Here is a 12,666-nt window from a genome sequence, read left to right on the forward strand (position 1 = left end):
AATCACTAATTAAATTTAGCACGTGAGATTGCTTCGTTCCTCGCAATGACCAAAAAACAAAAAACCCGTTCAGAAATGAACGGGTTTTTTATAAAAAGTAATCTATGGATTATTATGCCTCGAATGGGATAATAGATACATAAGATTTGTTATCTCTTTTCTTTTGGAACTTAACAACTCCAGCTACTCTTGCGTGTAGTGTGTGATCTTTACTGATGTAAACATTTTCACCTGGATTGTGTTTTGAACCTCTTTGTCTAACGATGATGTTCCCAGCAATAGCAGCTTGTCCACCATAAATCTTAACGCCTAGACGTTTTGATTCTGATTCTCTACCATTCTTCGAACTACCGACACCTTTCTTGTGAGCCATGACGTATGAGTTTAAATATTGTTATTATTCTTTAGTAGCTTCTTTTTTAGCTTTTGGAGCTGCTTTTTTTGCTTTAGGAGCTTCTACTTCTTCAGTAGCTGCTTCTTCTGCTACAACCGCTTTTTTAGCTGCTGCTTTTTTAGTTCCTCCTGCTGCAGTAATACCTTCAATTACAATCTGTGTAAGATATTGTCTGTGACCATTTCTCTTTTTGTATCCTTTTCTTCTTTTCTTTTTGAAAACGATAACTTTATCACCTTTTAAGTGTTGTAACACTTTAGCCTCTACTGAAGCACCTTCTATAGCTGGGGCGCCTAAAGTTACATTTCCGTTGTCATCTAATAAAAGAACTTTGTCAAAAGAAACTTTTGAACCTTCTTCGTTAGCTAAACGGTGAACATAAACCTTTAAGTCTTTGCTTACTTTAAATTGTTGCCCTGCTATCTCTACGATTGCATACATACCAAATTGATTTATTGATTTTTAAGGTTGCAAATATACAATTAATAATTTACTGTGCAATCTATAAAAGCAAAAATATTTTCAATCAAAAAAACCTTGTTTTTCAAGCAGTTTCGCACGATAAATGAAACTATTTTAAAGTAAAAGATTGTTAAAATTTCATTTATTTAAAAACAAATCTGCAATTCATAATTAAAAAAACTATTTTTGATGTAACCAAAATCAACTCTTGTCGACCTACTCTTGTTGATATTTTAAAATTATTAATCTTTATGAAAAAATCAATAATGATGTTAAGTGCTGCATTAATGCTTGGCGGAGTGGCTCATGCCCAAAAAGTAGCTTTTGAAGAATACGATTTAGACAATGGATTGCATGTCATTTTACACAATGATCCTTCTGCTCCAGTTGTGATTACTTCGGTAATGTATCATGTTGGATCAAAAGATGAACGTCCAGACCGAACTGGATTTGCACACTTTTTTGAACATTTATTATTTGAAGGAACTCAAAATATAAAACGCGGTGAATGGATGAAAATCGTTACCGCAAATGGAGGGGTAAACAACGCCAACACGTCTGACGACCGTACTTATTATTATGAAGTTTTTCCTTCTAACAGCTTAGAACTTGGTTTATGGATGGAATCTGAAAGACTGATGCATCCTATTATTAATAAAATTGGAGTTGATACCCAGAACGAAGTCGTAAAAGAAGAAAAAAGAATGCGTTACGACAATCAGCCTTACGGAAATATTCTTCCTGAGGTTAAAAAGAATATGTTCAAAAATCATCCTTACAGATGGACTACAATTGGTTCTATGAAAGATTTGGATGCTGCAACGTTAGAAGAATTTCAAGCTTTTAATAAAAAATTCTATACTCCAAACAACGCTGTTTTGGTAGTTGCTGGAGATTTTGAAAAAACAAGAACGAAAGAATGGATTCAGAAATATTTTGGACCGATTCCTAGAGGTGAAGAAATTAAAAAACAAACCTATACAGAAGATCCAATTACTCAGACGATTAAAGCGACTTACGAAGATCCGAACATTCAGATTCCGATGATTGTCGCTTCGTACAGAACACCTTCGATGAAAACTAGAGACGCAAGGGTTTTAGATTTGATTTCGTCTTATTTAAGTGACGGAAAAAGCTCTAAACTTTACAAAAAAATAGTGGACGACAAAAAAATGGCGTTGCAAATTGGCGCTGTAGGATTTAGCCAGGAAGATTACGGAATGTACATTCTTTACGGACTTCCAATGGCTCCGAACACTACGGCCGATATTTTAAAAGAAATGGATGAGGAAATTGTAAAAATACAAACCGATCTTATTTCTGAAAAAGATTACCAGAAATTACAAAACAAATTCGATAACAATTATGTAAATGCCAACTCGAGCGTAGAAGGAATTGCAGAAAATCTAGCTTCGTATTATTTATTGTATGGTGACATCAATTTAATCAATACTGAAATTGACATTTATCATTCTATAACAAGAGAAGAAATTAGAGAAGTTGCCAAGAAATATTTAAATCCAAATCAGCGATTGATTTTAGATTATATTCCTACTCCTAAATCTCAAAACTAAGAATATCGAATCATGAAAAAAATATATACTTTTTTAATCCTTTTTTTCCTAACTGGAATTATGCAAGCACAAGATCGTCCACAACCCAAACCAGGAAATGCCCCAGTAGTCAACATCAAAAAACCGCAGACGTTTGTTTTATCAAACGGAATGAAGGTTTTAGTTGTTGAAAACCATAAATTGCCTAGAGTTAGTTTTACGCTTACGCTAGACAATGCTCCATTTACTGAAGGCAATAAAAAAGGAGTTGACGAATTGACTAGCAGTTTAATCGGAAACGGAACTAAAAAAACAACCAAAGAAGCTTTTAATGAAGAAATTGACTTTTACGGAGCCAATATCAATTTTACTTCGCAAGGTGCTTATGCAAGTTCATTGTCTAAATATTCAGGACGCGTTTTAGAACTTTTGGCAGAAGGTGCTTTACAGCCAAATTTTACTCAAACCGAATTTGACAAAGAAAAAGCAAAACTTTTAGAAGGTCTTAAAGCGGACGAAAAAAGCGTTCCAGCAATTTCTAACCGAGTGGTAGATGTTTTAGCTTTTGGAAAAAACCATCCAAATGGGGAATATCTTTCTGAAGAAACTGTAAAAAATGTTACTCTAGCAGACGTCCAAAACAATTACAACACTTATTTCGTTCCAGAAAATGCTTATCTTGTTGTTATTGGCGATATTAAATTTAAAGAAATAAAAACGGCTGTTGAGAAATTATTTGGCGGATGGAAAAAACAAGCAGCGCCTAAAAACACTTATCCAAGCCCAGTAAATGTTTCTAATCTGCAAATTGATTTTGTTGATGTTCCAAACGCAGTTCAATCTGAAATTTCATTGATAAATACTGTAAATTTAAGAATGAGCGATCCAGACTTTTTCCCTGCTGTTATTGCCAATCAAATTTTGGGAGGCGATTTCAACAGTTATTTAAACATGAACTTACGTGAACAGCATGCTTGGACTTACGGTGCAAATTCTAGCATTGGAAGCGGAAAATATGTTACTAAATTCAAAGCTTCATCGGCAGTTAGAAACACTGTAACAGACAGTGCCGTTGTTCAATTCGTAAAAGAAATCAAAAGAATTAGAACAGAAAGAGTTGATCCAGAAGTTTTAAGAAACGTAAAAGCAGGCTACATTGGAAGATTTGTAATGCAGGTTGAAAAACCGCAAGCTGTTGCACGTTACGCTCTGAACATCGAAACAGAAAAACTTCCTGCTGACTTCTACGAAAAATATATTCAGACTATTAATAATGTTACAGCAGACGATATTTACCGCGTTGCCAACAAATATTTCTTATTAGACAACATGCGTATTGTAATTGTTGGAAAAGGTTCTGATGTAATTTCTGGTTTAGAAAAATTACAAATTCCGATCAATTATTTTGACAAATACGGAAATCCAGTTGAAAAACCGGCAGCTAAAAAAGAAGCCCCAAAAGATATTTCAGCAAAAACAGTTTTCGAAAACTACATTAATGCTATCGGTGGCGAAAAAGCCGTTACTGCAGTAAAAACATTGTACATGAATGGCTCGACAACTGTTCCGCAAGCTCCTACTCCGTTGACTTTTACTTCTAAATTAGATTCAAAAGGAAAAATGATGGTTTCGCTTTCAATGGGAACTATGAATTTAATGAAACAAGTGGTTAATGAAAAAGGCGCATACGTTGAACAGCAAGGACAACGTAAAAACCTTGAAGGTGAAGATTTGGCTGAAATGAAAGCAAACGCAGCTCCTTTTGAAGAATTACAGCTTGTAAAAAGAACTGACTTAAAAGTTGAAGGAATTGAACCAATCAACGGAAATGATGCTTACGTAATTAAAGACGGCAAGACAAAGTACTATTATGATGTGAAATCAGGTTTAAAAACGGCTGAATCTAAAGTTCGCGAACAAGGCGGAAAATCGGTAGAACAAATCACAAATTTCAACGATTATAAAGAAGTAAAAGGCGTGAAAGTTCCTTTTAATTTAGTTCAGAATGTTGGTTTCGAATTAGACATCAAAATGTCTGATATCAAGATAAACGAAGGAGTTTCTGAGAAAGATTTTTTATAATACAAGGTACATAGCCACAAAGGCTCAAAGGCACAAAGTTTTTTATCAGCTTTGTCAAGGTTTTAAACTTTGACAAAGCTTTTCTTTTACGCTAAGTTTTGTCAGGCTGAGCGGAGTCGAAGCCCCGTTCCAATTGGGAAGCCCTTCGACTTCGCTCAGGGTGACACTGCAACAACAATTAACCATACCGATTGTCAGGCTGAGCGGAGTCGAAGCCCAAGCCTTACTTCTTCGCAGACAAATAAACTCCGATTAAAATAACAAAAGCACCAACTGACTGAATCGGAGTCAAAAATTCATTATTTAACAATCCCCAGAAGAATGCTACAATTGGAATCAGATAAGTTACTGATGTTGCGAAAACTGGCGACGATATCTGAATCAGTTTAAAGAAAAGGATATTGGCTATTCCGGTTCCTAAAACCCCTAGAATCATTACAAAAAGTATAGAATGCTGCGTTTCTGCAAAATGTATTTTCTGACCAATATCTGTTGTACTCAGAATAATTAAGGCTGGCAAAAATAAAACCGCAAAATTTCCTGTTGTAATGCTAACCGAATTTAAGTCGTGAAGATATCTCTTAATCAGATTTACGTTGATTGCATAACTAAGCGTTGCAATTACAACTAAGACGACATATAGATAATTCTGAGTTCCGCTTGAAGAATCTCCGCTTAAAACTAAAAGCAGACAGCCTACAAGCCCAACAAAAACGCCTAGAACCTGTCGCTTTTGAAACTGAATTCCAAAAGCCATAATTCCTAAAACCAAAGTATTTAAAGGCGTCAATGAATTTAAGATCGCTACAATCGAACTGCTCACCTGAGTTTCTGCAATCGCAAAAAGATAAGCCGGCATAAAAGTTCCGAAAAGTGAAGTTATAGCAACATACTTCCACTGGCGGCGAGAGATTTTTTTCAAACTATTAAAACCAAAAATCAACAAAAACAGCGCGGCAAAAATAATTCGGAATGAACCCACCTGAATAGCAGTCAGTCCAATTAGTCCCTTTTTTATTAAGATAAAAGAACTTCCCCAGATAAGAGAAAGAATCGCTAAGTAAATCCACTTTAACTGTTTTGTGTCCATAAATTGTTATTTAGTGCAAATTTGTAATTATTTTACGAACTGAGCATTCTCTTTTTATTAATTTTGCAAACAACCTAATTCGCAATTTAAAATTTATATATAATGAAAATTTCAAAAATCTTAATCGCTGCAACAATCGCTGGTTTAGTATTTGTTGGCTGTAAAAAAGAAGAAGATAAAAGTCTTCAAGTTGTAAATGCAGAAAAAACTGCTCCAAAAGAACACAAACCAATTGCAGCCGAAAATTTACAAACAGCAAGCTTTACAATAGACGGAATGACTTGTGCTGTTGGATGTGCTAAAACAATCGAAGAAGAATTAGCAAATCTTGACGGTGTTGACAAAGCAACAGTTGATTTTGACAAGAAAACAGCAACAGTAAGTTTTGATAAAACGATTCAGAATTCAGAATCTTTAACAAAAGTGGTTCAAGAAACTGGAGATGGAAAAACATACAAGGTTTCGAATTTTAAGTCTTAACTAAAAATACTTATTTCACAAAAAAGGATCCAAATTGGATCCTTTTTTTGTTATTCTTAATTTATTTAATACGCATAGATGAGTTATTCCAAAAAATACCCAAAATGTGGTTTACCGTAATGAAATGCCGATTTTATAATTAATATTTGCGTCGATTTAATGTTTGATGCGTTAAAAAACCAAGTTACAATACTAATAACCAATAAATCAACAAATTATAGATTAAAAAAAAATAACAATATACCACTTATTAAATTAACATTTATTTAATTAGTTTTGTTAAAATTATCCCAAGATCCAAAAATGAAAAAATTACCATTGTATGCTGCAGGTTTTGCAGTTTTTTTTAGTATTCTAGCAATTTATTTTGCAAAATCAAGTTCAGAATTAGTCTATGTAGATGTCAACAAATTGATTACTGGCTATAGCAAAACAAAAATAGCCAAAGCTGAGTTTGATAAAAAAGCTTCTTTGATGAAATCTAATGTGGACTCTCTTATCAGTAATTGGCAAAACGAATTAAAAACTTACGAAAAAGAAAGAGCATCTTTATCTCCGAAAGAATTAAAACTAAAACAAGAGCTGTTATCTAATAAACAGCAGCAAATTAATGGTTACCAAGAAGCTATCCAGAAAAAAATTCAAGAAGAAGATAAAAAAGTAACCCAAACCGTAATCAATGATATAAACGATTATATTAAAGAATACGGAAAAGATCACAACTACAAAATCATATTCGGCGCAAGCGGTGGTGGAAACATCATGTATGCCGACGACTCAACGGACTTAACTGAAGAAGTATTAAAAGGTCTTAATGCTGAGTATGACAAAAAATAAACTTTTACTATTTTTTTTATTACTAATAATTTCCTCTTGCTGCAAAAAATTTGATACGCAAGAGGAAATGAATAGTTATATACAAGATGAAGATAACGGCTATATCTATAAAAAAACTATAGCCGATGTTGACTATGTTTTACAGTACAGACCAACTGATTTATTAGTAAAACAAGAATTAGGTGACAAACCTAATCCTGCTCAAATAGAGAAATTCAGAGAACAATACAACAAATACATGTATTTCAACCTCTCTATGTCAAAAAACGATCAGGAGCTATTAAATGGGGTCGCTCAAGATAAAGCCAAATTCGGACAAATGGTAAATGAATTAGCTTTTGGAATGGAAGAAAAACTGCATGTTTATACTCCAACAAAAGACACTCTTGCCCTAGCCGACTTCATTTATCCGAGAATGTACGGAATGAGCAATTCCACTTCAATTATGATTGTTTATCCTCGTGATGAAAAATACCTGAAACAAGAATACCTAAATTTTGTAATCGAAGATTTAGGTCTTGAAACAGGAGATGTTAAATTCAAAATAAACACCAAAGCCTTAATAAACGAACCTCAATTAGTATTTTAATACCACTACCATGACCAAATTCCAAAAACGCCATCGTATTATTGCTACTTTTTTCTTGTTGATCTTCTTTCCAACAATATTACCTAATAATCTGTTTGCTTCTAATAATGGGCCAGTTGCGCCAGAAGCAACTAGTTTTGAGCCCATAGATGCAACAGATATGGTCAACCTAAATACAGGAGACATGTCCTATGTATTACCTTTACTAAATGTACCAAGCCCTGAAGGAGGCTACCCGCTTTCATTATCAAACCATGCAGGTATAGCTATGGATCAAGAAGCATCTTGGGTTGGCCTTGGATGGAGCCTTAATCCTGGAGCAATAAATAGATCTGTAAAAGGTGTTCCGGACGATTGGGATCAAACAAGAACAACCGAATTATTATATGATCAGGGACAAACTTTAAATTATTACAATTTATCAATTGGCGGAATGTTACCTAACGGTTTAACCATAGGAATGAGTACAGCTTGGGGAGCACATAAAGCTTGGGGAGGGATAATTGGATACGGAGGAGGATTTGGACTGAAATTAGATCTTGGTTCTGAAGATGCAGGAATAACTGCGTCGCTTGCTGGAGCAAGATATAGAATGGGGCAAAATACAGGTCAAAGCGTTGGATTAAGTTTGAAAAATGTAGATTTAAATTATGACTCTGAAACAAAAGCTTTAAGCTGGCAAGCATCATTAAAATTATCTAGTGCTTTAGGTATCTCATTAAGCTCTAATGGAAACAATACCATAACACTTTACAATTCAAGTATTAGTTCTTCAAGCAAAACAAATACCATTGGTGACTACTATCAAAATGTATCAACAAATGGATTTAATATTAACGCACTAGGTTTCTTCTGGGTTCAATACCAAAAAACACAAGTCTCTTATTCTCTTTTTAAACTAACCAACAGTTACAGTTCTGGAATTCTAAACCTCTTCGATTCAAAAAAAGAATCCCAATACAAACAGGACAAAAATTCTTCTATGGATGTTAGAAGCCATAATATCATAGATAAAAATCGCCCATCTAGCACTGGTTTGTTTACTCAAGCAGAAATAATATTACCTAACTATGATAATTATTCTGCAACAGCTCAAGGAATGTCAGGCACATTTTCGCCTCGAATTTATGATGAAGTTATGTTATATGGAAGAGGAGATGAATCAAATGATCTTACAACATATCTCACATATCCAACAAACACTAATGATAGTAATTATAAGCTAAACAATAAATTATTCTTCTATTTTGACAATGTAAATTCTTCTTTTTTAAGAACGCAAACTGGAGATTTCAAATCATTAGACACTACATTTAATTTAGACAACAATACAGTCGATTCTAATGGGTCAAATTATATGGGGAGGTTTGTAAATAATATCGTTACAGACACTGACAATACTTTTAGCTCTAATTTTAATAAAGATGGACAATTAACTAAGGTTGGTAACAGAAAAAGAGATGGTCAATATATTGAAGCTTTTACTAATAAGCAAATTGTAGATGGAAATACAGGACAGACCCCTTTTTTAGAATCCGCAGATTTTGATAGACAATATTACAAGAATATTGCCGAAAATGGAATTGGAGCTTACAGAATTACCGCTTTAGATGGTAAAGTATATCATTATTCACTGCCTGTATACAGTTTTGAGGAAGTTTATAAAAATTACTCCAATATCAATAATGAAAATGACAAATTTTTAGAAACAATCAAAACAAAACCATATGCAACGCATTGGCTATTAACTGCCATTACAGGCCCTGATTATGTAGATATCAATAATAATAATATTATTGACAAGGATGACTATGGGTATTATGTTCAATTTGAATACGGAAAATGGTCTGACGGATACGGATGGAGGTCTCCGAAAGTAGGAGGAAAAACATACAACGAGAAGAATCTCTATTTCTGGGGACGAAAACAAATTTATTATTTAGACAAAATTAAAACACGTACCCATACAGCTTTATTTGTTAAATCAATCAGAAATGATGACAAAAGTACATCTATACAATACAGAAATGGGCAATACCAATCTGGTGCAATGCCAATAAATCTAACACAAAATTTTCAAGATCGGATAGCAAGACCTATAGAACAAGGATATTATTATGTACCGGTATCAAGTGGATCTAACACATACCAGTATTTAAACTTTAATTATGATTATGATTACAAACACAGAACCTATAAATATGTGGATCTGCCCGAAAATTTAAGTTTAAAACTTGACAAAATAATACTTTTAAAAAATAGCGATGCTATAAATGTAAATAAAAATCTAGGAATCGGTACAAATAGAAAAAAAGGTTACGTCTATTTTGATTTTGGCTTTTTTGGCGCATACGATGTATGTCGCAAAAACCCATATGATGTGAAAATTGCTGACATAAATACTGATCAAACCGTTCTTGACGCGGAAGACATACGTGTTTTTAACCAGTCTCAAGGTTATGACATTCAAACAAAAGCCGTTAAAGTAATCAACTTTAATTACGATTATAGTCTTGGAAGTAATTTACCAAATGCCAGTAATGGCAGACTTGCTTTAAGAAGTCTTGAATTTAACGGTAAAAGTAATACTAAAACTATGCCTCCATATAAATTTAATTATTCCAAAAGCTCTGTACCATATAATTTTACTAATTCAGATAACTGGGGATATATTAAAGATAATCCAGATGCCTGGAGTTTGAATGAAATTATAACACCTAATGGAGGAAAAATAAAAATTGATTATGAGCCAGATTCCTTCTCAAGAGAAGCCGCTTTTAATTCAAATGCAATTACAAGATCAGCTGAATCTTTTTATAGGGTTCCTGAGCCGCGCTATAATATACCTATAAAATATTCGATACAAAATAACATTCTAACAATAAATTCAGATTTTAAATATCCATCTGATAATCTAAATGATATATTCAGTATAAATCAGGAAATTAATTTAAGCTTCCAGTTTAAAAACCCAAGTTCTCCGAGTTCTAACTCTCCTGACAATAAAGAATTTTTAAATAGTTACACAATAATTGGTATTAATAATACTAATAAAACATTAACTCTAAAACCAAACGATAGAACTGATATTGATCTTCAAAAAAGATTTTTTGAAGGACCTTACTGCTCTATTGTAAGTGGAGATGGAGGATTTACATCTTATGTATATAGTTATTCTCAGGCAAATGCCCTAGAATACGCATACAGCTTCAGGGTTATTGCCAACTATAATGCACTTATAGGCCAATATGGAAGAAATGGTAAAAATGGTGGAGGGCTTAGAGTTAAAAGAATTACTACATCCGATTTTAATAATGGCAATACATTATTTACTGATTATGATTATAGAAATCCTTACACAACCAATATCTCAGGGGTTACTTCTTTTGAACCCTCAGACAATCCTCAGGTAGCTGATAAAATTCAGGCTGTTGAAGAAATTCCATCACCGAACGTACAATATGAATATGTAACTGCGACCATTAAAAATAATTCTGAAGCCTTAGCCAGCTCTCTTTTTAATTTCAGAGTAATGGATGATATTATAATGAGCGATCCAAAACAGGGAGAATATGATTACAAGTTCGGAGATCAATTTTATATGAAATTTTATGGAGGCAGCAGAAGACAATTAAATTCCAATCATCGTCAAGTATCTACTTCTAAAATTACACTGTACGACAACTTTTCATCATTGGGACAGCTTTTAAGTGTAAAACATTTTAATTCTAAGCAACAATTAATAAGTCAGACCATCAATAAATATAAAAAGTTCCAATATGATGATAGAGAAAATGGTATTTCTCAAGAAAGCTATAAATATGCTATACAAGAGTACACTAATAGAAATGTAATAAATGTAAAAGATTATAGATATACTTTCAATTCTATAGGAAAAGTTACCTTCCCTTCCAGATTAGAAAGTACTACCACAACTAAAAACGGATGGTCTAATACAAACTATTATGAGAATTACGATTTTTTAACTGGTCAGGCTAACGAAGTACGAAACATAAATAGCGATGGTGAAATAACTAAAACTAAAATTGTACCTGCATATTTAAAATATGGAGGCATGGGGTCAAAAGTTGATAATCCTAGTATAAACAAAAATATGTTATCTCAAGTAGCTGTAAATTATTCTTACATGTATGATAAAAACGGTGGTGCAAGTAAGCCTTGGAAAGAAACTGGTGTTGGCATTACAACATGGAATAATATATGGTCATATAAAAATATGGCAGGCGCAACAGAATCTCCTACTTTATTAAATGAAAAAATTTGGAGAAAGCATAAATCCTATATCTGGAACGGCAACAAAGATAGCAATGGCATCTTTATAGGTTATATAAGTGGCAACAATTATGACACTGATGATGATTTTAAATGGAATCCTTCCGCAGGGGAAACACAATCTACTAGATGGAAGCAAATTTCAGAAATAACCTTATATGATCATTTTTCGGCTCCACTTGAAACAAAAGATATTAATGGTAATTATGCTTCAACTAAAATGGGAGATAATAACACCAAAATAACTGCTGTTGGAAATGCTGGGTATAATGAAATGTTCTTTGCAGGCGGTGAGAGCTCATTAATGGCAGGATTTGCCAATTTTATAGAACCCGAGGTAATAATGAATAATGCTTCTTTAAACGCTACTTATTCCCATACAGGCAAAAAATCGATAGCTGTCACATCAAGTTCTCAATTTGGAGTAGCAATGAAAAGCGGTCAGCACAGGGCTGGCAGATATAGAGTGTCCGTATGGGCTGAAAAAGCAAACGCTTCAAAAGCCAGGATAAATAATAATGGAACCGTAATAGATTTTTCAGAATCATATTCCGCAGGGAATTGGGTGCTAAAAGTTGGCTATGTTACTGCAACTTCAGGAGTATATAGCATTTATTTAACATCCTCTGACACTTCTATAGTATATTTTGATGACCTAATGATTCGTCCAATTTCATCTTCAATAAATGGATATGTCTATAATGAATGGGATGAATTAAGTTATATTATTGGGAACAATGGTTTAGCAACAAGATTTGAGTATGATGCTGGAGGAAGACTAATAAAAACTTACTCTGAAGTACTGGATGATACAGCAAATCAAGTAACAGGAGGTTTTAAACTATTAAAAACAAACACATATAATAATAGATATTTAAATTAATCA

General features: G+C 33.3%; 9 protein-coding genes. 6 read left to right on the forward strand and 3 right to left on the reverse strand.

Going from position 1 to position 12,666, the window contains the following annotated elements:
* Positions 1–112 precede the first annotated feature (112 nt).
* Positions 113–373: a 50S ribosomal protein L27 gene (gene rpmA / locus ACWA1F_RS00585; protein ID WP_012023622.1), complete on the reverse strand. Its 261-nt coding sequence runs from the start codon at positions 371–373 to the stop codon at positions 113–115.
* Between the two features lie 24 nt (positions 374–397).
* Positions 398–835, reverse strand: coding sequence for a 50S ribosomal protein L21 (rplU, locus tag ACWA1F_RS00590; protein ID WP_073412831.1), 438 nt, complete (start codon positions 833–835; stop codon positions 398–400).
* 272 nt (positions 836–1,107) lie between these two features.
* Between rplU and ACWA1F_RS00595 the strand changes: the two genes are divergently transcribed.
* Together ACWA1F_RS00595 and ACWA1F_RS00600 are read left to right on the forward strand one after the other, a co-directional pair.
* Complete coding sequence (locus ACWA1F_RS00595) at positions 1,108–2,430, forward strand: M16 family metallopeptidase (protein WP_456890775.1); 1,323 nt, start codon at positions 1,108–1,110, stop codon at positions 2,428–2,430.
* Between the two features lie 12 nt (positions 2,431–2,442).
* Entirely contained in the window at positions 2,443–4,491 is a 2,049-nt protein-coding gene (locus ACWA1F_RS00600; RefSeq protein WP_456890777.1) for a M16 family metallopeptidase, read from the forward strand.
* A 223-nt stretch (positions 4,492–4,714) separates the two neighbouring features.
* Here ACWA1F_RS00600 and ACWA1F_RS00605 read toward each other — a convergent pair whose 3' ends face one another.
* A complete protein-coding gene (locus ACWA1F_RS00605) occupies positions 4,715–5,581 on the reverse strand; it encodes a DMT family transporter (RefSeq protein ID WP_456890779.1) in 867 nt (288 codons plus the stop codon).
* 102 nt (positions 5,582–5,683) lie between these two features.
* On the opposite strand from ACWA1F_RS00605, the gene ACWA1F_RS00610 reads away from it, so the two are divergent.
* From ACWA1F_RS00610 to ACWA1F_RS00625, 4 genes are all read left to right on the forward strand, one after another.
* Complete coding sequence (locus ACWA1F_RS00610; protein WP_456890781.1) at positions 5,684–6,061, forward strand: heavy-metal-associated domain-containing protein; 378 nt, start codon at positions 5,684–5,686, stop codon at positions 6,059–6,061.
* Positions 6,062–6,364: 303 nt separating this feature from the next.
* Positions 6,365–6,898 (forward strand): OmpH/Skp family outer membrane protein, encoded by a 534-nt coding sequence (locus tag ACWA1F_RS00615; protein WP_456890783.1) that lies wholly within the window; start codon positions 6,365–6,367, stop codon positions 6,896–6,898.
* Positions 6,899–6,965: 67 nt separating this feature from the next.
* Positions 6,966–7,487 carry a hypothetical protein gene (locus ACWA1F_RS00620; protein WP_456890785.1) on the forward strand — a complete coding sequence of 174 codons (522 nt, stop codon included), beginning with the start codon at positions 6,966–6,968 and terminating at the stop codon, positions 7,485–7,487.
* Between the two features lie 10 nt (positions 7,488–7,497).
* Complete coding sequence (locus tag ACWA1F_RS00625) at positions 7,498–12,663, forward strand: hypothetical protein (RefSeq protein ID WP_456890786.1); 5,166 nt, start codon at positions 7,498–7,500, stop codon at positions 12,661–12,663.
* The last annotated feature ends 3 nt before the right edge of the window (positions 12,664–12,666 follow it).

It is taken from the genome of Flavobacterium erigeronis, from assembly GCF_054075165.1.